This window comes from Streptomyces sp. NPDC014870 (assembly GCF_043081505.1).
Lineage (GTDB): Bacteria > Actinomycetota > Actinomycetes > Streptomycetales > Streptomycetaceae > Streptomyces.
The window spans coordinates 62,520-83,288 of sequence record NZ_JBIBWQ010000010.1 but is presented as its reverse complement, the minus strand read 5'-3'; the positions used below and the strand labels follow the sequence as shown (position 1 = coordinate 83,288).

Annotated in this window: 21 protein-coding genes and 1 pseudogene; 12 read left to right on the top strand and 10 right to left on the bottom strand. The window is 69.6% G+C overall.

Going from position 1 to position 20,769, the window contains the following annotated elements; translation table 11 throughout:
* The first annotated feature begins 281 nt into the window (after positions 1–281).
* A complete protein-coding gene (locus tag ACF09C_RS27165; RefSeq protein ID WP_392095127.1) occupies positions 282–1,079 on the top strand; it encodes a 3-deoxy-manno-octulosonate cytidylyltransferase in 798 nt (265 codons plus the stop codon).
* Positions 1,080–1,235: 156 nt separating this feature from the next.
* On the opposite strand, the gene ACF09C_RS27160 is transcribed toward ACF09C_RS27165, so the two are convergent.
* The 3 genes and pseudogenes from ACF09C_RS27160 to ACF09C_RS27150 all read right to left on the bottom strand — a co-directional run.
* Positions 1,236–1,589 (bottom strand): hypothetical protein, encoded by a 354-nt coding sequence (locus ACF09C_RS27160; RefSeq protein ID WP_392095126.1) that lies wholly within the window; start codon positions 1,587–1,589, stop codon positions 1,236–1,238.
* Positions 1,590–1,612: 23 nt separating this feature from the next.
* The gene (locus ACF09C_RS27155) at positions 1,613–2,188 is read right to left on the bottom strand and encodes an IclR family transcriptional regulator C-terminal domain-containing protein (RefSeq protein ID WP_392095556.1); all 576 of its coding nucleotides are present in this window, start codon (positions 2,186–2,188) and stop codon (positions 1,613–1,615) included.
* Positions 2,189–2,251: 63 nt separating this feature from the next.
* Positions 2,252–2,419: pseudogene (locus tag ACF09C_RS27150) on the bottom strand (helix-turn-helix domain-containing protein); the annotation flags it as partial.
* Positions 2,420–2,680: 261 nt separating this feature from the next.
* Between ACF09C_RS27150 and ACF09C_RS27145 the strand changes: the two are divergent.
* On the top strand, positions 2,681–3,958 hold the full coding sequence (locus tag ACF09C_RS27145; RefSeq protein WP_392095124.1) for a helix-turn-helix transcriptional regulator: 1,278 nt from the start codon (positions 2,681–2,683) through the stop codon (positions 3,956–3,958).
* Positions 3,959–4,041: 83 nt separating this feature from the next.
* On the opposite strand, the gene ACF09C_RS27140 is transcribed toward ACF09C_RS27145, so the two are convergent.
* Positions 4,042–4,869, bottom strand: a complete 828-nt coding sequence (locus ACF09C_RS27140; RefSeq protein ID WP_392095122.1) for a zinc-binding alcohol dehydrogenase family protein — start codon at positions 4,867–4,869, stop codon at positions 4,042–4,044.
* Between the two features lie 981 nt (positions 4,870–5,850).
* Between ACF09C_RS27140 and ACF09C_RS27135 the strand changes: the two genes are divergently transcribed.
* The 8 genes from ACF09C_RS27135 to ACF09C_RS27100 all read left to right on the top strand — a co-directional run bounded on the left by ACF09C_RS27135 (position 5,851) and on the right by ACF09C_RS27100 (position 12,683).
* Complete coding sequence (locus ACF09C_RS27135; protein WP_392095120.1) at positions 5,851–6,720, top strand: helix-turn-helix domain-containing protein; 870 nt, start codon at positions 5,851–5,853, stop codon at positions 6,718–6,720.
* Positions 6,721–6,727: 7 nt separating this feature from the next.
* A complete protein-coding gene (locus tag ACF09C_RS27130) occupies positions 6,728–7,426 on the top strand; it encodes a hypothetical protein (RefSeq protein WP_392095118.1) in 699 nt (232 codons plus the stop codon).
* A gap of 158 nt (positions 7,427–7,584) precedes the next feature.
* A complete protein-coding gene (locus ACF09C_RS27125; RefSeq protein ID WP_392095116.1) occupies positions 7,585–8,226 on the top strand; it encodes a WhiB family transcriptional regulator in 642 nt (213 codons plus the stop codon).
* On the top strand, positions 8,223–9,812 hold the full coding sequence (locus ACF09C_RS27120; protein ID WP_392095114.1) for a hypothetical protein: 1,590 nt from the start codon (positions 8,223–8,225) through the stop codon (positions 9,810–9,812). Before ACF09C_RS27125 ends, ACF09C_RS27120 begins: the two co-directional genes overlap by 4 nt.
* Positions 9,809–10,000 (top strand): hypothetical protein, encoded by a 192-nt coding sequence (locus ACF09C_RS27115; RefSeq protein ID WP_392095112.1) that lies wholly within the window; start codon positions 9,809–9,811, stop codon positions 9,998–10,000. The genes ACF09C_RS27120 and ACF09C_RS27115 overlap by 4 nt, the downstream gene beginning before the upstream one ends.
* Before the next feature lie 87 nt (positions 10,001–10,087).
* Positions 10,088–10,324, top strand: coding sequence for a hypothetical protein (locus ACF09C_RS27110; protein WP_392095111.1), 237 nt, complete (start codon positions 10,088–10,090; stop codon positions 10,322–10,324).
* Positions 10,321–10,947 (top strand): hypothetical protein, encoded by a 627-nt coding sequence (locus ACF09C_RS27105; protein ID WP_392095109.1) that lies wholly within the window; start codon positions 10,321–10,323, stop codon positions 10,945–10,947. The genes ACF09C_RS27110 and ACF09C_RS27105 overlap by 4 nt, the downstream gene beginning before the upstream one ends.
* Entirely contained in the window at positions 10,944–12,683 is a 1,740-nt protein-coding gene (locus ACF09C_RS27100) for a relaxase/mobilization nuclease domain-containing protein (RefSeq protein WP_392095107.1), read from the top strand. Before ACF09C_RS27105 ends, ACF09C_RS27100 begins: the two co-directional genes overlap by 4 nt.
* A gap of 267 nt (positions 12,684–12,950) precedes the next feature.
* On the opposite strand, the gene ACF09C_RS27095 is transcribed toward ACF09C_RS27100, so the two are convergent.
* Positions 12,951–13,358 carry a peptidase inhibitor family I36 protein gene (locus ACF09C_RS27095; RefSeq protein ID WP_392095105.1) on the bottom strand — a complete coding sequence of 136 codons (408 nt, stop codon included), beginning with the start codon at positions 13,356–13,358 and terminating at the stop codon, positions 12,951–12,953.
* A 252-nt stretch (positions 13,359–13,610) separates the two neighbouring features.
* Between ACF09C_RS27095 and ACF09C_RS27090 the strand changes: the two genes are divergently transcribed.
* Both ACF09C_RS27090 and ACF09C_RS27085 read left to right on the top strand, forming a co-directional pair.
* Entirely contained in the window at positions 13,611–14,054 is a 444-nt protein-coding gene (locus ACF09C_RS27090) for a hypothetical protein (RefSeq protein ID WP_392095554.1), read from the top strand.
* Positions 14,055–14,133: 79 nt separating this feature from the next.
* Positions 14,134–14,829, top strand: a complete 696-nt coding sequence (locus tag ACF09C_RS27085) for a hypothetical protein (RefSeq protein ID WP_392095104.1) — start codon at positions 14,134–14,136, stop codon at positions 14,827–14,829.
* A gap of 223 nt (positions 14,830–15,052) precedes the next feature.
* Here the strand turns inward: ACF09C_RS27085 and ACF09C_RS27080 are convergent, their stop codons facing one another.
* The 5 genes from ACF09C_RS27080 to ACF09C_RS27060 all read right to left on the bottom strand — a co-directional run bounded on the left by ACF09C_RS27080 (position 15,053) and on the right by ACF09C_RS27060 (position 20,565).
* A complete protein-coding gene (locus ACF09C_RS27080) occupies positions 15,053–15,874 on the bottom strand; it encodes a DUF317 domain-containing protein (protein ID WP_392095102.1) in 822 nt (273 codons plus the stop codon).
* Between the two features lie 15 nt (positions 15,875–15,889).
* Positions 15,890–16,180: a hypothetical protein gene (locus ACF09C_RS27075; RefSeq protein ID WP_392095101.1), complete on the bottom strand. Its 291-nt coding sequence runs from the start codon at positions 16,178–16,180 to the stop codon at positions 15,890–15,892.
* A 97-nt stretch (positions 16,181–16,277) separates the two neighbouring features.
* The gene (locus ACF09C_RS27070) at positions 16,278–16,631 is read right to left on the bottom strand and encodes a DUF317 domain-containing protein (RefSeq protein WP_392095100.1); all 354 of its coding nucleotides are present in this window, start codon (positions 16,629–16,631) and stop codon (positions 16,278–16,280) included.
* A gap of 383 nt (positions 16,632–17,014) precedes the next feature.
* Positions 17,015–18,691, bottom strand: a complete 1,677-nt coding sequence (locus ACF09C_RS27065; RefSeq protein ID WP_392095098.1) for a UvrD-helicase domain-containing protein — start codon at positions 18,689–18,691, stop codon at positions 17,015–17,017.
* Complete coding sequence (locus tag ACF09C_RS27060) at positions 18,688–20,565, bottom strand: hypothetical protein (RefSeq protein WP_392095096.1); 1,878 nt, start codon at positions 20,563–20,565, stop codon at positions 18,688–18,690. Before ACF09C_RS27060 ends, ACF09C_RS27065 begins: the two co-directional genes overlap by 4 nt.
* Between the last annotated feature and the right edge of the window lie 204 nt (positions 20,566–20,769).

The window sequence follows — 20,769 nt, the reverse complement described above, 5'->3', positions numbered from 1 at the left end:
TTAGTCCAACGCCGTCGCCCCCCTCCCGGGGTTCGAGACGGTGCCCCTGGACATCGACGTGCACGACAGCGCCGCCAACGCCGCGTAGGGCGAGCCTGCGCACCAGCACGTGGACTTCCGCTGGGTCTTCCTCCTCCGGACCCAACCCGCAGTGACGCTCCGAAGAGGTCAGCGGCTTCGAGTGGCGGTCGTTCGAGGACTCCGCCTCGCCGACCGTCCGCGCCAAGCTGGCTCTCCTCCCCCGCCCCGCTCATTCCTGACATTCACCGACGGGAGTCGCCGTGGCCGCCACCACAGCCGCACCACCGAGCACCACACCCCGCCGCCACATAGCCGTCATCCCCTGCCGCTGGGGAGCCTCCCGGTTTCCGGGGAAGCCCCTGGCACAGCTCGGGGACAAGCCACTGTTGTGGCACGTCCACCAGCGCTGCCTGGAGGCGAAGCGCCTCGACGGCGTCGTCGTCGCCACCGACGACGAACGCATCGAGGCGACGTGCCAGGAACTGGGCATCGAGTGGGTGCGCACCGGAGAACACCTCACCGGCACGGACCGCGTCGCGGAGTGCGCGGAGCGCCTGCCCGCTGGCGCATACATCAACGTCCAGGGCGACGAGCCGTTCATCTCGCCCGCCGCGATCGACGCCGTCTCTGAAGCCCTGGAACACCTGACGCCCGGAACGCTCGCGGTGAACGCGTACGCGGAGCTCGGCGACGTCGGTGCCGTCCTGGACCACAACGTCGTCAAGGTCGTCGTCGATGTCGAGCACAACGCCCTGATGTTCTCCAGGCAGCCGATCCCCTACCCGCGCGGTGACCGGCCGAGCTACCTGCGTCAGCTTGGCCTCTACGGCTTCACCGGAACGGCGCTCAGCCTGTTCCGGCGCCTCCCGCAGGGTCCGCTGGAGCGTACGGAAGGCGTGGAGATGCTGCGCCTCGTCGAACACGGCCACGGCGTACGGATGCTCGGCGTCGTGGACGAAGGGATGGCGGTCGATACACCGGAGGACCTGGCGAGAGCCAGCATGCTCCTTCGTTCCAAGCCCTCTCCGGTGACGATCCAGGCCCCCGCAGCTCGGTGAAGCCGATCGCGAGAACGGCGTCGCCGCGACGGGCCGCGGGCCGAAGACCCAAGCAGCAATCATCGCCACCATGCTGTGAACGAACCCTCCGCCGAATTGGATACGCCCCCACCGCGAGGAACGGCCGTGTGGCTGTGGCCCGGACGAGGTGCTAACTCAGTTGTTCTGCTCAGCGTGGGGCCGCATCGCCCGCTGCACAGCTTCCGTCGGCGGAAGGAGCACATCGAGGATGCGCTGGTAGTCAGCACGCGCCAGCGGCTCCGATGCCCAGGTCGGGGCGGCTCGCTGGCTGATGAGGTCGAGGCACTGGCCAGGTGTTGTTGTCTCCACCGTCCACGCTTCCCCCTCGGGCACGACCCACCAGACCTCCTTGTGTTCTGGGTCGAGGGCGAGTCGGGAGGGGGCAAGGTGGGCGCCGAGCCCGTCGAGGTTGTGGAGGCTGGCACCTGCAAGGTCGGCGATCAGGGCGTGGGCATCGTCCACCGCTGGGACGTGGGCAATGAAGGTCACGATGTGTCTGTGCTTTCTCGTGGTCAGGCGACGAGCTGGGGGTTCCGGCCGCCCTGGGTGGCCGCCAGGCTGATCAGCTGGGCGGCGCCGAGGACCTGGTCGATGTAGTCGGTGATGTCGTTGGGGATGTCGCTCAGGGGTTTAAGGAGCAGGACGACGCCGAGTGTCGTGTCGCCCCAGAGAGCCGGTGCCGCCACTGAGTCCCAGCCCGGTAGGCACTCCTGGCGTCCAATGGCGTAGCCCAGGGTCCGGATCTCCTCCAAGGTGGCGAGGAGGTCGTCGTTGCTGAGTGCGCCAGGGCCGGCGGTCTCGGGGATGGGCTCAGCAAGTGCGATCTCCCGGAGGCTCTCGGGCACGTAGGCGAGCAGGGTTCGTCCGGATGCACCTGTGCGGAGCGAGCAGCCGGCGGTGAAGATGTCGTACGCGGTCATGCCGAAGTCGTCCGGGCAGTAGTTGCCGATCGCGTAGTCGGTGCAGACGCGGCGCGCGCCGACGGAGGCGAGGCTGTAGAAGAGAACGAGGCCGCCGCAGTCCGCCTGCAGATCGACGAGGATCTCGTGCTGGTCCAGGTGGTCGTACATGCCGGCCATCGCCTGCATTCCGGCTCGGGCAGTGTGGCTTCCCAATCGGTACTTGCCGCGACCAACGCGTTCAGCCCATTTCGCGGCGACCTGAACCGCGAGAATCCGGTGAACCACCGCAGGGTCCAGGTTTGTGTGATCGGAAATGTTTTTCAGAGAATGCGTGTCTCCCGAGAGCTCGGCGAATGCCTGCATCACCCGGATCACCCGCTCGGCGTGACTGCTCCCCTTGGGGCGCCCGGATACCATGTTGAATCCAGAACTAATAGCGGGGCTGCTCGTGCCCGATGAGTAAATTCAGGGCCAGAAAATCCTGCCTCCGTCCCCGGCCCGCACACAGTCTCAGGGGCGAACCGGAACTGGAGTACCGGAACACGACTACCGGTCCTTGCCCGAGGCCAGCAGCACGCATATGGAAGAGACTCGAGCGAGACCCCACCGGGCCGATTCAAGTTGTCGCCTCCTCTGGGCTGCCTCAAGCTGGCGGCATGTGAGGGGAGCTGGTGCCGCATGAGTCTCGGCGAAAAGGACGAGGGAGAACTCGGTCCGGAAGAGCTGATGGGACTGGCCGGCCTGCTGAGAGCCTGGCGCCTTGCCGCCGGACTGAAGGAGGGGCGCGGCCGAGCAATCCCGCAGGCCGAGGTGGCGCACGCGATCGGCATGTCCGAGAAGTGGTATCGGCAGCTGGAACGGGGCGCCGTTCCCCGTATCCCTCATGACGCGGTCGAGAAGCTGGTCAAGCGGCTCCACCTGGGTCCGGACGAACGCCAGACCCTCCTCTATTACACCCCCGGCGGCGCTCTGATTGGCCGCCCCCGCCCCAGGGATGAGCCGCCAGCTCTGCGCACACTCCAGTTTCTGCTGGACCAGCAGATGCCTCACCCGGCCTACGTGAGTGATGCGGACTGGTCCATGATCGGCTTCAACAGGGCCATGGCCGACTGGTTCCCCTGGGTTCTTGAGCCAGGAGCCAACCTGATGCGCTGGGCTCTGCTTCACCCGGACGCCCGTAAGCAGTACGTGGGCTGGGAGGATCACGCCCGCGTGTACCTGGCCATGATCCGGATGGCCCTGGCACGCCACCCGGCCGACCGTTTCATGACCTCCCTGCTGCGCGAGGTCTACGAGGACCCGGTGTGCCGCCGGCTCTGGGATGAGAGCCCTCACGTGGTTGCCCACCGCGACGGCAACCGGTTCCGCATGCGGCTGCCACGGTTCGACTTCCAGGAGATCGAAGTCGTCTCCCACGTCCTGTTCCCCGCCAGCCACCCGAACTTGCGGGCGGTGGTCATCGCCTGGCTCGGCAGCGAGCACGAGCTGCAGCCCGGATTCGTACAGCCGTCGGGCGCGTTCGGATCAGAGGGGACAGACAACCCTGACGTGATCGGGGACGCCTCTTGGGCACGAGCCGGATGGGCCGATTCCCCACAGGACGCCGCAGCGCTCGCGGCCACCGAGGCCATCGACTTGCCGGAGCTGAGCGCGCTGGTCGGCCCCGGATGCCGTCTCACGCTCAACCCGCAGGACCGAACCGTTGTGTGGGCGTACGAGCAGGCTGACATCGGGGCGCGCGAAAACACGCTCTCTGTGGAGGCGACGCTCAGCCGCCTTGTGCCGCTGTCGCCCCGCCCTGGCGTCATGCGTGAATACCAGCAGCTCCTCCGTACGACACTGCCGGCCTCCGCGGGAGAGGCCGGCAGTGAGCTGGACACGATGATCAACGAACTGTCAGAGCGGCTTGTGATTCTGCGTGACCTGCGCCAGCAACTGGACGAGCCGGTCGGCTGACTGCAGCCGACTCGACTTCGGGCCTCGCCCCTCTCCTCGCGGGGCGGAACACCAGGTCGAGCCGCGGCGACAACCAGGCAGAGTCAGGCGGCAGGGTCAAGGACGACCTTGCCGGTGGTACGGCGGGCAGCTATGTCCTCGTGGGCCCGAGCCGCCTCGCTCAGCGGGTACACAGTGGGCGCAGGGACGTCGAGCTCCCCATCGCGTACTGCCTGGAAGAGGTCGTTCATGGAGTCGCGCAGCGCGGTTCGGTGCCCGAACAGCAGGGGAAGCCAGAATCCGCTGACCGTCTTGCCGGTGGCCATGAGGTCGCGGGTGGCGACAGTGGACTCGATGCCGCTTGCGCTCCCGTAGATCGCCATCCGGCCCATGGGCGCCAGGGCATCCAGGGTCGCGTGGAGGGTGTCGCCGCCGGTCATCTCCAGCGCTGCGGCGGCTCCCCCATCGGTCGCCTCCTTCAGGTCCGCGGCCAGACTTGTCGAGGTGCTGTCCAGGACAGCATCTGCCCCCAGACCAAGGGCCAGAGCTCGCTTGGCGTCCGTGCTGGCCAGGGCCACCACGCGAGCTCCCGCCCGCTTGGCGAGCTGCACTGCCAGAGACCCGACACCGCCGGCAGCTGCGGGCACGATCACGGTTTCCCCCGGGCTGATGCGCACGACTGTATGCAACAGGTGCCAGGCCGAGTTGCCCTGGAGCGTCAACGAGATCGCCGTGACATCGTCGATGTCGTCCGGGACCGGGATCGTCGTCCGACGGTGGGCCAACGCCGCCTGCGCGTATCCGCCACCACGGGTCAGGGCCACAACCCGCCGCCCGTCGCAGTAGCCCATCACTTCGTTGCCGGGGACGTACGGGAGCGTCACACCGGCAAGGTAGTTCCCCTCTCGCACGTGCAGATCCGCGTAGTTCACCCCCGACCAAAGAACCTCAATCCGGTGGTGCCCGACCGCCAGCTCTGGCTCGGGGACCTCCGCGAGCCGGAGGACCTCTGGTCCCCCGTAGCTGGACATGGTGACAGCTCGCACTTCTCGCCTCTCAACGTTCGAGATCACTTGACGAAATTGCGCCACGCGCAATTTTGAAGTAATTGCGTCACGCGCAATTCTTGAAGGGATTGCGTCACACGCAATCGCGAAGCCATTAAATCACCCCTTGACGAACGGAGTCCGGCGGGCATAAATTCCACCTCAATTCTTAGAGCCCTACGGACAGGAAACCACGCACACAGTGAGCCGCATCACTTCCGCCAAATTGCGCGTGGCGCAATTTGTGGCGGCCCACACATCTGGAAGCCCGCGCTGCACAACCCGTCAGGGTGCTAACCCCAGGCAAGAGGAAATGGCGACGGGGAGCGGCAACTCCCCGGGGCGAACGCAGGTCGTCAGCCCTGCCCCTGCCGGCGGGCGATATCTCCGTAACGGGACACCATCCGCTCCTGTGCCGCAGACGGCACAACGACTTCTACAGAGTTTAAGAACCAAGTCTGGATCTTGGTGCGGAGTCGTGCGTATGTTCTTCGTCCCCGGGCCGCCAGTCCGGCGCGACGAGCGTGAGGAGTAGCGGCATGCGCACACCCAGGGCCTCATAGGGCCTCATACAGCGGCGGCGCCCGAGAGGTACGAACTCCCGGACGCCGGACGCTTAACGGCACAACCCGCCCCGGCAAGGGCGGAGATTGCCCACCATCACCACGCTGATCCCTTCCAACGGGGTGCGTCAGCGTGGCAACACTGCAAAGGGGATTCTTGCATGCCTCCTGCCCTGCGCGAAAGGCCCAACCGCCTGGCCTGCGCGGCAGCCACCTCCGCCTCGGCGCGCTTCCGTCCCGGGCCGGAGCAGCCCACCACAGCCTCACCGCATCGCCCTAACCGCCTCGTTGGCGGGAGCGGCCGATGAGCAGCGAAGCCCGCGAGTGGGTGTGGCAGCACAGCTCCAGCCGGGGAAACGCCCGCCTGGTCCTGCTGTCGATCGCCGACCGGGTGACCGACGAACAGTGCATCGCCTGGGCCTCCTTGACCAGCCTGGAGGAGCGCACGAACGCCTCCCGGTCCACGGTGCGCGAGGCCCTTGACCGGCTTATCGACGATGGCGAGCTGGAGCAGCTCGACGACCTCACCGGCCCGCAGCGCAGCACGGTCTACCGCCTGCCCTTGGCCGCGAAGGGCATGGCGCACGCCGCGAGGGAGCAGGAGGCGGACGAGCACGAGGCCAGCCTCACGCTTCGGATATCGGCCTTGCGGCGGTACGGAATCCGGCCCCGTGAGGTACCGGATTCCCCCGCGACGGACCGGAATCCGGCAGGTCCGGAAACCGGTACCTCACGACGGAAACCGGCACGGCGGCGTACCGGAAACCGGCACGTCGGTGTACCGGAAACCGGCCCCCAGAACCGTAGTGAACCGAAGGTGAACCGTAGGTACAGCAGTAGTGGTGCCGCCGTCACCCCGGCCGCCGAGTGGCAGGTCGACCCAGCCACCCACGTCTGGGCCCGCGAGCAGGGACACCTCGACCGCCTCGGCAAGGAGGGCCTGCAGGCGGCCGACGCGAAGTGGCGTGCGCACCGCGCCGACTTCAAGCCCCGGCCGGCGGGGGCCTGGGCTGCCGACTGGCGCTCCTGGGTCGCCCGGGAGCATGCCCCGGGCCGACCGAACCTCTACGCCGTGCTCGGCAACGGCCCCGCCCCGAAGGGCGGCATGACCCGCGCCGAGGCCCACACCGCAGCCCTTCTCGCCGCCCTCGACGAGCCGACCGGAACGGAGTAGCCACACCATGGATCGCCGCGAAATCGCCGCCCTGCTGGCCTACATCGGCCGACTCGACCCCCGCACCATCCGCACCGACCAGGGCGAGGCCCGCGACCAGCTCGCCCAGTGGCACGAGCTGCTCGGCGACGTGCCGATGGCCACCCCGCACGGCTGGGACGCCCGCGTCGCCGCCCGCCAACACATCCGCACCTCGCCATACCAGATCCTGCCCGCCGACGTGGCCCGTCCCTGGGAGAGCTACCGGCGAGACCGCCTTGCCCGGCACTCCGACCCCACTCCGTCCGTCGACCCGGACGACCAGGCCGCCTGGACCGCCGAGCTGGCCGACGCCCGCCGCGCCGTCGCCACCGGCCTCGCGCAGCCCGCGCCGGCAAGGGCGATCACGAGCGGTCGCGGTGGGGTCGACCTGAAGCTGGAGGCCCGGCTGCGGGAGATCGGCTCCTGCATACCGCCCGCCGCCCGAGCCGCCCTCGCCCCCTACCGGCCCGCCCGAGCCGCACGCGAGGCCGCCGTCGCGCAGGGGCAGCCCGACCCTCTCGGCGTCCGCTGCGGCTGGTGCCTGGCGCAGCCCGGTGAGCCCTGCCGCCGACGCCGGATCGGTCCCGACGACGGGGTACGCGGAACCGCCCCGCGTGCCACCCCGCACCCCGGCCGAATCGACCTCGCCGCCGCCCAGCAGGCCCAGCAGCCGGCCACGGTCTGACCGGCGTACATGGCTGGTGAACCCCGCTCAGTGCACCACCGACCACCACCGTCCCTCCTCGGCTGCGGCGCACGCTCCCGCGTCGCAGCCGGCACCCGACGCCGCGCCCACCGAGCACCGCCCTGGCCCGCCGACGCGGCAGCACATCGGAGAACCCCTTGCGCCACATCACCAGCCACGACGCGCCGGCCACCAGCCTGCGCGGCATCGCGGACACCAGCTGGCACTCCCGCGGAGCGTGCCACGGCATGGACGTCGAGGACGCCGACGCCGTCTTCTTCCCCCTACCCCGGGACCACGAAGCCATCGCCGAGGCGAAGGAGCTGTGCGGCTGGTGCCCGGTGCGCAGCGACTGCCTCAACTACGCGCTGGAGAACGTCCTCAAAGAGGGCATCTGGGGCGGGCTCACCGAAGCCGAGCGCCGCCCGTGGCACGACGGACTGCCCCAGCGCCTCGACTACCGGCGTGTGACCGCGTTCTTCCAGGGCCGCGACGTCCACCTGACCGAGGCCGAGCGACAGGTCGTCATCGATCACGCCTACGTCCGGGGCTGGCGGCCCGCCCGCCTCGCTGCCGGCCTGCAGATCAGCCACAAGCACGCCCGTGATCTGCTCCGGCAGGCGGCCAACAAGGTGCTCGACCGCGACCGCCGCCAGGGTGTGCCCCGGCGCAAGAAGAAGCGGCAGAAAACCGCTTCAGCAGCGGGCCGCCCTGTGACCACCAAGCCCGGCACCCGACAGCCGGTGTCCCGCCAGGCAGCGTCAACCGTGACGCCTGCCTCTTTCGGAAAGGCCGCATGACCCACCCCGTCCTGTCCCTGGGTGCCGCTCCGGACCTCCCTCTCCTCCTCGCCGCCGGCGTCCCTGCCGCCTTCGCCCTGGTGCTGGTCGCCTGGACGATCTGGCGCCGGGGAGCCCGCCCGCAGAAGCGCGTCGGCGGTCCGGCGGTCAAGGTCGCCGCCCTCGCCGCCCTCGGCTGCACCGCCTACAGCGCCGACACCTCTTGGCGCTTCGCGGCCGACTACCTCGACATGGCCGGCACCGCCGAGCGTGCCGGGATGTTCGCCGCCGCCGAACTGGCGCTCTTCGCGACCGCGCTGATGGCGCGACAGAACCTGGCCACGCAGGGTGCCCCGGGCCTGCCCGGCACCCTGGTCTGGGTGATCACCGGAGTGCAGGTGATCCCCGCCTACGCCGAGAGCGGCCCCATCGGTGGCACCGTCCGGGCCTTCGTCGGCCCGGTCATGGCGGCCATGCTGTGGCACCTCGCCATGGGCATCGAGCTGCGGCTTCACACCCCCGGCGCCGCCTCCCACGGGCTGCTCGCCGTCCTGGGGCGGGAGGCGCGTGAGCGGCTGCTGTCCCGCCTCGGCATCGCCGCCCGAGACCGCGACGCCGCGCAGATCACCCGTGACCGGGCCACCGCCCGCGCGGTCGACCTGGCCGCCCGCCTCGCCGAGCGCGCCCCAGAACGGCGGGAGGGCTGGCGAGGCCGGCGGCTCGCCCGACGGCTGTCGAAGGCGGTCGCCAGAGCCTCGGTCGGCACAGACCCCCTCCAGCGCGCGCAGCTGCTCGATCAGCTCGCCGCCCGCCGGCACGCGCTCGCGCTCGCCACGGTCCCGCTCCCCTCTCCCTGGTCTCCGGTGCTTACCACCACAGCGGCTGCCACGGTCCCCGCGCAGCAGACCTCGGCAGCACCGGTCCCCATAGCCGGTCCCCACGGTCCCGGCGAGTCGGAGGACGGGGACCGGGGACCAAGCGTCCCGGGGGGACCGGCGACCGAGAACTGGGACGTCAACGCACCAGCAGTCGTGGGGACCGAAGGCGACGACACGGGGACCAAAACCCCAGACGTGAGCGCCGTCCCGGGGACCGTCCCCGTCGAACCGGACCCCGACGAGGGGACCGCCGACGGCGTGGGGACCGACTGCCCTGCTGTCGAAGTGCCTGCTCAGGCGCGTGATTCGCATCGGGGACCGAGGGGCGCCGAGTCGGGGACCGAGCACACCGGGGACCGGGGACCGACCGACCCCAACACCGGGACCGAGCACACCGGGGACCGGGGACAAAAGGTCGCCCTCCGGCGGAAGCCGAGCTCGAAGACCAGGACCAAGGGCAAGGGGCAGCACGGAAGCCGTCCCCGCACCCCGCAGGCACAGCGCCCGTCGCGCGAGTCGGAGCAGTCGGTGGACCAGCTCGTCCAACGGGTCCTCCCTCACGTCCCCGCCCTGCTCGAACGGGACGGCAACCCGGCCATCACGCGAGTCCAGCTACGGGAGATCCTCCGATGCGAGGGACTGAGGGGTGGCCGGAACGACCGGCTGAGCCTCGTCCTCCAGGAGCTGCGGAGCATCGACACCACGACGTCAAGGAGCAACGCCCGATGAAGACCTGCCACTACTTCACCACCATCCGTACGCAGTACGAGCGGGAGATCGGCTTCATGCTCGCCCACTCAAAGCGGTACGAGGGCAAGCCGGCGGCGAAGTCCAGCGCGAAGCAGGCTGCCTCGACGAAGCAGCGGATGGCTCGCGCGCTCAGCAGCCATGTCGGGCGCTGTCCCGAGTGCGGTTGAGCGTGCAAAGCCCCAGCTCAACGCCCCTATCCACCACGGGTGACCCGGCTTCGTGCCAGGCCACCGCCCCGCTCAAGGAGGTATGCCGTGATTCCGCCTTCTCCTCGGTCATCCGCGCCCACGGTCATCGAGGCCGGCGCCTGGGCGGACGTCCTGGTCCGCCGGCGGCTCGTGCACGCCGCTGTCCTGACGCCCACTGGCCAGTGGCTCGTCCAGGGCCGTCCCGACGGCCCGGTTCGCGTCCTGGCGGGACCGGCCGACGTCGTCGAACTGGCCGCCGCCATCCAGCTCCGCATCCGTTCCACGAGGCCCGAATCCCGATGACGCACCCGACCCAGAACGGCACCACCCCGGAACCTGCTCCCGACTACAACTCGGTCTCGGGGCGAGCAAGTTGGGGCGGAAGCGTAGCTTCCGCCGAACCCGCCCCCGAGGGGGCGGGACAGGACCTGCACCGGGGGGCGCAGGTCCTGGAGGCTTCGACCGAGGGCGGATCGAAGCCGGGGCAGGAGGAGAAGCAGACCGACCGCCGCGCACGTCGAGAGCACGCCGCTCGCGCCCGTCAGCGCCCACGTCAGCCGCCCGAGAAGAAGCGACTGCACCAGCCCAACACCCGTTTCAACGACGAAGAGTTCGCCCTGATCAAGTCCGCCGCCGCCCGGTGCAGCCTGTCCGTCGCCGGGTTCCTCGCTCGTTCCGCACTCGCCGCCGCCCGCGACCTCGACCGCACCAGCGCCGAGATCGCAGACGAGCGCGAAGTGATCACAGCCCTATTCGACAGCCGGCGTCGGCTCGGCTGGGCCGGCAGCAACCTCAACCAGGCGGTCAAAGCGCTCAACTCCGGTGCGGATGCGCCCCAGCTCGAGGCGGCCATCGCCGCCGTACGGCGGGCCGCCGACACCGCGCACGAAGCCGCCACGCGACTGATCGAACGCCGCAGCTCATGATCCCCAGCGTCAACTCCTCAGGCTCCCGGACCATCGGGCTCCTGGCCTACCTCTACGGCCCGGGCAAGCACGAGGAACACACCGACCCCCATCTCGTGGCCTCCTTCGACGGCATGTCCCCCGACCCCGGCCGCGACCCGAACGCCACCCTCAAGGACCTCCAGCAGCTCCTGGACCAGCCCGTGATGGCCCTCGCCGAGCACGCCCGTCCGGCCAAGCACGTGTGGCACACCTCCGTCCGCGCAGACCCGCGCGACCGAATCCTGTCCGACGAGGAGTGGGCCGACATCGCCCGCCGCATCGTCGCCGCCACCGGCATCGACCCAGGCGACGGACAGCCCGGCTGCCGCTGGGCCGCCGTACGGCACGCGGACGACCACATCCACATCGTCGCCACCCTCGTGACCGAGGACGGCCATCGCCCCGACGACTACCGCTCCGGCGCCCGCGCCCAGGCCGAGGCCCGTCTCATCGAGAAGGAACTCGGCCTCCACCAGGTCGCACCCGGCGACGGCACCGCCGCTCAGCGACCCACCAGCGCCGAACGCCACAAGGCCGAACGGCAAGGCCGTGAACGCACCGCCCGCGAGGAACTGCGCGAGACGGTACGGCGAGCGGTGGCCGGCGCGACCAGCGACGAGGAGTTCTTCGACCGGCTTGCCGGTGACGGCCTCCTGATCCGTAAGCGCGTCGCGCCCTCCGGGGACCTCCTCGGATACAAGGTCGCCCTGCCCGACGACCGGAACAAGGACGGCGAGCCGGTGTTCTACCCCGGCGCGCGCCTCGCTCCCGACCTCTCGCTGCCCCGCATCCGTGAGCGCTGGTCCGGCGATACCCAGGGGAACCCGGCGGCTCGGCAGGAGGATGCACTCCGCACGGGGCCGGGCACCCCGGCCGCTGCTCGCCGCAAGACGGCATCGGCAGCGTGGCAGGCCATGCTCGTGATCGAGCACGGCGACGACGGGGTCGCCGCCGCACACATCGCCGCGGCCGGCGAAATCCTGGACGCCCTCGCGAAGACCTCCGCCGCTCACACCCGTCGGGAACTACGCGAAGCCGCAACGGCCTTCGAACGGGCCTCGCGCTCTCACGTCCGCGCCGTACGCGGACACGACCGCACCCTGCGCCAAGCCGCCCGCGACCTCGTCCACGGCGGGACGGCCCTCGGCCGCGGCGAGGACAGCGCGAGCACCGCGATGGCGATCGACATGCTGTTCTTCCTCATCACCGCCGCCGCGCACTGGCACGCAAGAAAGGGCCACGCACAGCAGGCCGCCGCCGCCGCGCGGGCCGCCGAGCACCTGCGCTCCGCCTACCAGGAGGCCGCAGCCCACCCCCTCGGCGTGCTCTACCAGCAAGGCCGGCGCCTGAATCGGCCCCTGCTCCAGCGACAGACGGTGGTGCTGCGAGAGGCGCTGCCCGGACTGGCCGAGCAGATCCTCGCCGAGCCCGGCTGGTATGCCCTGGCGGCCACCATCGCGGACGCCGAAGCCGCCGGCCACGACCCCGCCGCCCTCCTGTCCGACGCGGTCGAACGCCGCGAACTCGACACCGCGGAGTCGGTCAGCGACGTGCTCGTGTGGCGGATACGGCGGATGGCCGACCTGCCCGCCGACGCCTCGGAACTGCCCACGTACGGCACACCGGGCGGCCCCTCCACTCGCCGCAATGCAGCAGCGCCCTCGGCGCCTGGGCGACGTCGCGGCTGGGAGGGCGCTGCCGGAAACGCCCGGTAGGCCCTCCGGCGAGGGCCGTGCCACAGTGTCGGCACACCGCGGCCAGGAACAGGGACACCGCTATTCGTCCTGATGTTCGGTGCGGTTGGGGCCTGCACCCATCGGTGAGCGTGGCCGGCGACATGAAGGAACACCCTGCGCAACCAGTCCAGAGGTTGTGCCCACCCTGCGTCTTCGACGGCTGGGCGTCGGGCGCTCTCCTTTGCCGTCCCATGCGCCCTTGCGCCCGTGCAGTGCGGTTGGCTGGCTTTGCCCCGGCACCTGGGGTCAGTTGCCCTCGCTGGCCGGTGTAGCGCAGGAAGGGCCTTCTGGACCGTCGAACTGAACCGAGCTGAAGAAGTCCTGGTAGTCCGGGAAGAAGTTTCCCTTGCCGGTCGGGCCGGAAGGAGTAGCCATCGTGCAGCCGGTGTAGTTCTCGTCGGACCAGAGGTGGACGGTCGACTCCGTCCGGTTCCAGTCCGATTTGGCCCGGTCGGCCATGCCGGCCATTGCAAGGTCCGGTGTATTCCCCCTCAGCTTGATCATGTCGCCGGTACCGTCCAGGCCCGAGAACATGCAGTAGTAGCCGACAGGGCACCGGTCGTACCCGTCGGCCGCATGAGCCGGAGAGACCGGCAGCGCGACGGTAGCCGCAGCGGCCACCGGCACGAGCAACGACCGCAAGGTGTTCTTCATCTGCTGGGGCTCCTTGTTCCGGATCCGAAGATCTCACCAGTGATCGTTTTCGCCAACGAGATCCGCCCGTCGGCGTTACGGCACAGCCAAGCAACCACCCCACCACGAGGAGATCACTGCTGCTTGAGATCGGAGCCCCAGCAGGATCCAACTGCCTCCTCGAAGGTGACTGTGGACTTTGTGAATTGAAGCTCCCGGGGGCGTGGGGCACGATCATGACGCGAGCAGGACGAGGCAATGGAGGACGTCAGGGTGTTTCACCGGATACGCCGCCGGGCGGCGGAGCCCAGCGAGGCTCAGCGCCGGTTCTTCGAGCTGTCGGCGCGGCTGCGGGACCAGGCGCCGCCAGGCTTCGGGGGGCAGCCGGCCGAGGCCGAGCGCGGTGAACCGGCCGTCGTGGTGGACGACTTCCTTCCGCCGGAACTGCGGGTGCCCAGCCACGATCAGCTCGACGGCAGGATGATGCCCTGGAAGCAGCCGCTGGTCCTCGACGACGAGATGGTCACCTGCGCCGAGTGCGGCGCGTACCGGGACTGGCTCGTCCTCTCCACCCGCGACCAGATCTGGCTACGCTGCCAGGCGGGCCACCAGCAGCAGGAGACGCGTCTAGACACCGCCTGGTACAACCGGAGCGCCGGGCCCGCGGACGCGACGCACGCCACGTTCGAGGACTGCCTGCGCCACCTCGGCCACTGACCCCCACCCCTACAACCCCACCGGGCCCGCGGGCCCGCACTGACCACCCGCCGCCTAGCACCAAGGGGTCAGTTCCGCCATGCGCGTTCGCGTCGCCACCACCGCCCTCGGCATCACCGCCGCTCTTCTCGTCGTACCCGCGTGCTCCAGCGCCGCCGCCGGGACGAAGTCCGACACCGCCTCCTCCGCCCCTGCCGGGAAGCCGGCCCGCTCCGACCGGAACGCCGCTCTACTGTCTTCGGCCGTCCTGAAGACACGTCTGCTCGACGAGAGCGACCTCGGCGGCGACTACGTGCGCAAGCCGGAGCGCCCCGCGCAGCACGACGACGTCACCGTCGTCGGCTGCCCGGCCCTGAGCGAGCTGGGCGGCGACGCCGCGACCGGCGGCACACTGTCCTTCCCGCACAAGGCCAAGGCCACCTTCACCTACGCCAGCAGCACCTCCGAAGTCTCCGAGGAGCTGTACAGCGACAGCGCGAACAAGCTGTCCGACGGCATAGGCCGGATCTTCGACGCCATGACGGGCTGCCCGAGCTATCAGGTCGTCGCGGGTGGGACCCCGATCGACATGGCCTCGCAAAAGCTGCCCGTGCCCCACGGGCTCGGTGACGAGCAATGGAGCCAGCTCCTGACGTTCTCCGCCGGAGGCCGCAGCACCGTGGTGAAGCAGACCGCGATCCGCGACGGCAGTCTGCTGCTGATCGTCTCCGGCTCGCCGGCCCTGGTCGACCGCCACCTCGACAAGGCCCTCGCCAAGGCCACGGCGACGGACTGACCGGCGCCGATACTCGGATGCCCCCGACTGACGGTCGGGGGCATCCGCGCCTCTACCCGACCGTCAGTGCGTGCCGCTCGGGCCGACACCAACCTGCTGCGTCGGCCTCGACGCCGGGGGACAGCATCGGGTGCAGGTGGATTTCGGCCCGAACAGCAGGGAGCCCGGCTCTCCCAGAGGGAGGCTGGGCTACGTGCGTCGGGCGAGAGGGGGCCGGCAGGCGTTAGACCGCCGGTGCGCGGAGGAGCCGCTCCTGGGTGGCCTTGGGCAGGACCCGTCGCAGGACCGGGGCGGTCGAGCTGAGGGAGGCGGCGAACGCGGCGACGAGGTCGTGCGGAACGCTGCTGCCGAACGACGCCACCCATAGGCACGGTGCGCCGAGCGTTGGCTCGGCCCACGCCTGCCACCCAGGCGGTCCAGCCTCGTCGGCCTTGGTGGTCAGGGCCCGCGGGTCACCGTCCTGGATGAGGGGCGGCACCTCGCCGAGGCTGAGATGCGAGGTGAACGTCGGGTCCGTAGCTGCTGCGGCGGGCTGGTCGATGTCGCGGAGCCAGCCGTGTGCGGCGACGGCGTCAAGGACCACGTCCGGGCCGGCGAGGGGCACGACGGGCTGGTCGCGGGCGTCGAGCGCGACGAGGAAGTCGGCCACGGCCTCGCCGGGGACGTCGGGGGTGAAGTAGGCCGACCACCCAGCGAGCGGACTGCTCGTGTCCGCGCGGGCGGAGACCTGCCAGGCGACCGGTAGTTCCCCCAGGTAGAACGGCTCGTCGGCCAGGCTCCACTGGGCCCACCGGAGGGTGTCGGGGCTAATGTGCAGGACGGTGCTGCGCAGGACCTGGCGGTCCTCGTCTGCTTCGTCCGGCTCGTGGCGACCGCGGACGATCGTCAGGCTCGACCAGCCCAGGCCGGAGAGCGTGTCGGCGACGGTGTCGTAGAGGCGCCTGTCGTCGCCGGCCAGGTGCCGGGGGCCGACCCAGAACGCGGGCTGTCCGCCGGGCGGTGTGGACGGGTCGGGCGGGAATTCGGGGTACAGCGGCGCCTCCAAGGGCTCGATGCGGATCTACTTGCCGCCTGCACTGCGGCGAGGGCGGCGTGGGGGTGCCTGAACGGGTTCCTGCCAGGCCAGGGCGACGGCGACCTCCGAGGGCAGGTGGCCGAGCTGGGTGTTCTCGTCACGTCCCTCGGCGAGGTAGACGACGGTCTGGCCGGTCTCGTCCACAGACTGCACGACCTGCGCCAGCCGGTGGGCCATCGGGAAGAACGGGTTCATGGCCTGGCGGACCGGCGCATCCCGGTCGCAGCGGGACAGCAGGTCGATGAGGTCGCCGACGGTCATCTCCGGGGACGTCACGAAAAGCCTCCTGGGGTGCGGAAAACGATGAGCGATGGAACCGGCCGGCAGTCAGCCGACCGCCTCGGAGTGAGGGCTGCTGGGAACGGCAGCGCTGTCACACGCGACGCGAGGTATCCAGCACGCGCGCGACGGCGGCGGCCACGATCTCGGCCGGCGTCTCGGTGTCGAACGACAGGTGATAGCCGCGCACCTTGGCCGTGCCGGTGACGGCGATCTTCCATCCCTCTCCGTTGGTGCCGGGACGGCCGAGCGGGAACCAGCCGAGATAGAACCGGCCGTCCTTCGAGCTGACGTGCACGTCCGCGCGGTCGTCCACGATGAGGTGGAAGTCCTCTGCGGAGAACTGGTCCATGACGAGCGTGGGCTGGCCGGGGCCCAGCTGCCAATCGCGCAGCCGCAGGGCCTCGACGGTCGTGGAGAATCCAGGGCTCACGGGAGCCACGGTCACGGGCAATCACCTCTCTGACCTGGGGTTTCTTGCAAGGTCGTCTACGTTGACATGCCCTCCCCGCGTTGGCCAGTCTTTCGAGGATCTTTCCTGTCTGCCCCCGGCGAACTGCGCCGACCGTCTCGTGTAGGGTCCAGGATTTCGCGGCACAGTCTCAGCTGCAATGGCACCAGATCGGCACTTGGGCCATCTACCTCGGGTCCGCGGTCCTGACAGCATCACCGACGCCCAGCTCCACCAGGCCGTGCCCGGCGGCGACTTCTCCATCACACACCTGCGCGCGCCCTGAACACCACCACGGCCCACGTCATCTGCCTCCGTTCCAGCGCCCGTCGGCAGGAGCCGGCCCCGGCGACGCCGTTCCAAGCACGGTCAGATACGCGTTAGAAGCCGCCGCCTTCCCTCCGCAGTGCCGCGACGAGTGGTGCCCAGAGACCATGCATCCGGTTCGGCACGACGAGGTGTGCCCTCTTTCTGGCCCGGGTCATCACGACGTACAGAAGTTTGGAGCCGGTCGGATAGGGCTCCCCTTCGGAGCCGTGAAACTCATTTTCTCCAAGGAGCAGGGTCGTAACGTCCGCTTCCCGGCCCTTGGTCTGGTGGAGGTTCATGACCTGGATTGGGGCCCGCCGTGCCGCCCCTGCCCCCACCAGCGCTTCATCCCGTACGCGGAGGAGCTCCTGCTCAACCACGGCAGTGTCGAAGGAGCCACGGTCCGCGTGACGCAGGGCGATCCGCGTCTGACGGGCTGCCTGCATCCAGGTCTCCTGGCCTCGGCCGGCACCGACCGCGGTGTAAGCGTTCGTGACCACCTCGGTGAGACGCGCGACGTTGGGCTGCCCGCCCTCGCCAATGGAGGCACGAAGGTCCCGTGCCAGTCGCTCCAGGGCGTTCTGCAAGGGCGGGTTGGTCGCCGGGTTGAGCATCTGCTGGGCGAGCGGCACCACCCTGTTGCCTTTGCGCTCCGTGGCCTGGACGTAGATGGCCAGCGAACGGAGCACCTCAGAGTCGGGGATACCCATCGCGTATTTCACCAGGGCGAGTTGCGCGGCAAGCGCCTCACCATGTGCCTCGGTGAGTCCGACCTGCTCGTGTACGAGGCCGTCGGCGAGCAGGGCGTCCGACAGGCTGGAGGTCGCCACGTTGGTGTGGGTGAAGATGCTGACGGTGCTGCCGTCCTTCCGGGCTCGGCGCGCGAGGTCAATGACCTCGGCATGGCCGTGGCCGTCGGCGTAGTCGGTGACCGAGATGCGGCCCGCCGTGGCGGCGGTGCGGAGGGCGTCGTGGGTGAAGTCGCGTCGTAGGGCGGCTTCGGCGGCGGCTGGCAGAGTACCGCTTGGGTCGCGGTAGCTGAGCGGCGACAACATGATCTTGTCGGCGCCGGGCAGCTGCATCGCTGTGGCGATCCGTGTGTCCGCGTTGATGTGCTTGAAACCCGCGTAGATGCACTGGTTGGTATCGCCTAGCAAGATGCGGCGCGCGGTCGGGGCGATCTGCTGGAGGAACTGCCATTCCTGATCGTCGGTGTCCTGGAACTCATCGCAGATGACGAGGCCGTACCGCGTGTCGTAGTGGTTACGCACCTTGTCCAGGCTGAACAACTCCATCGCTGCCGGGACCAGTTGGCTGTAGGTGAGGCCCGGCCCCGCTCCGCCGACGAGGCGCTGTGCTTCACTCAGGACGGCGAGGGGCTGGGGGTATCCGTGGTGCGGGCCGTAGCTGTTGATGACGCGCCAGGCGAAGCCGTGGAAAGTGGCCACTTCGAGTCGGGTGGCCAGCGGTCCGATCACGTGGGATGAGCGGTCAATGATCTGGGCCACCGCGGTGCGGGAGAAGGAGAGGAAAAGGACCCGCTCCGGGGCGGGCACCCTCGTCCTTCGGCCGGCCCGGTGGGCGGCTCGGCGTCGGAGCATCAGTCGTTCGTCGGCGTCTTCGAGGTGGCGGCGGGCGGCTGCGACAGCAGTCGTAGTCTTGCCTGTGCCAGCCCCTCCGAGCACGACGAGAACCGGCGCGGTGCTCTTGATAACGTCCTCTTGCTCTCCTCTGGCCTCGTACGTCACGCGGCGTCCTCGTTGGGGCGGCCGACGCCCTCAAGGGCGATCATCGTGGGGCCGCTGTAGCTGGAGCTGGCCGCTGTTGAGATGGCGTTGAGAACGGCTGCCAGGAGCGGCGGGTGCACCACGGGCGCCGCCTCTTCCGGCTCCTCCTCATCCTGCTCTGCCGTGTCCGCAGGTTCCAGTTGAAGCTCACGGTAGAGGGCATCGAGGAAGGGCTCGTGCAAGCCCTTCTTGTGGAGCGTCATGCAGAGGTTCGTGACGGTCTGCTCGGTGGCTTCCACGGCCAGGGGATCCGGCTGGCCAAAGACGGTGAGGACCGAGCTGGCGGCGGCGAGCTGATGCAGCCCGACGCCAGCGGTGATCGCGCGTTCGATCGCGGTCTTCTCCGGCAGCTGGATGACGACGTCGCACGACTGCTTGACCTTGTCGAGCTGAGCAGCCGACTGCTGCGAGGGCTTGTCTGCGTCCACGACGCCGATCACGCGGAAGCCGAGCTGCTTGGCGAGTTCGGCGATCTGAGGGACCTGGTCGATGCCGCCGTCGGGTCCCATCCCGGCAGCGACGAGCCGGACACCGTAAGCGGACAAGGGCAACTTGCTGGGAGGGTAGCGCCGATTGGCCATGCCAAGGACCGCGACATCGTGCGGCCCCTCGGTGACCGCGACGACGGGCGCGGTGAGCGCGGGCAGCAGCTGCGTATGGAGCTGGCGGTGCGCGACGAGCTGCTTGCGGTCGCTTACCTGCGGAAGCTGGTGCGGGGTACGTAGACCGCCATGGCGGACGAGACGGATCACCTCGCCAGGTTCGAATGCGCGCGCGACTTCGGGCCGACGGGTGGACAACCAAGCTTGGCCGGACCGGTTGCGGATCAGCGAGGCCAGATGCTCGGCAGTGGCGGCGTCGAGCTGGTCTCCGAAGTCATCAGCGAGTACGACCGCACCGGGGATGTCCGCGAGCAGCATCGCCTCGGCCATGGACAGGACGGCGGTCACGGTGCTGCCGTGGTTCGTCAAGGCCAACGGTCCGGCGGTGTCCAGCCGCAGCGCGGCCCGCAGCGTCCGCAGAAGTGCGCTGACGGACCCATCTTCAGCGAGAAAGACCACGTCCACCGCGGCGATCGGGGTATCTCCAAGCCGATTCCCGGTGCCACCCACGGCCAGTACAGCGTCCACGGCTGCGGTGATGGCCGGGTCCTGGGATAGAGCGGCTACGGCCTCACCGACAGCGTCGCGCAGGACTTCGAAGGCCGCGACGGCAGCCTTGGGATCCCGCTCTTCGACGTACTGCCGCAGGCTCCCTCCCGCTCGAAGCTGCAGGGGGACTCCCGCGTTGAGTGTGATGACCGGTAGAGCCCGGCGCACGGAAGCCGGCACTCGTGCAAATTGGTTGGTCTCAGGATTGCTGCGCGCCGGGTAGTATACGAGGGACTCTAGTGCCTCGGTCCCGTGGTCGTAGCTGAGCCGATAGGTGAGACGGACACATTGGGGAGCAGACGGGTCCGACTCGTCGTCCTCGGAGGCCATACCCGTCGCATCGAGCGGCTGAAGGTAGCCGTCGACCAGTTGCTCGACCTCCGGGTCGAGATCGGAGAGGGTGACCTCCACCTCTGCCGTGGACGCCCGGAGCGGCTCTGCCGGCCCACGCGGTACGGCCTCCGCGGTGACCACGGGCTGGGCACTGTGGCCCTCGTCTTCCCCTTCCACCGGCACGCTCTGGTGTAGATCCGACAGGGAGGGGGCATGTGCAGCTTCCTGGTCGAGTACGCGGGCCAACGCCTCGATTACGTCGCTGCGGCCGGCGCGGGGGACGCCAGCCACGACCGCGTGATCGCGGGGGCGCAGGTCGAGGGACTTGAAGCCCCGGAAGTCCGTGATCAAGAGTCGGGTCACTCGCACCACGTCATCATCACGGACACCTCACCCGAACCGCACGGTATTTGCCACACGAGGGCTACAGGGAGCTGCGACGTAGATCGGAAGCGCCGGCGAACAGCAACTGTCTACGGAGCGGCTCCAGCTGCCGCTGGCCTCGGATGCCAGGTGGCTCATCCACGTCGGCGTCTACGGGGAGCTCGATCCCAA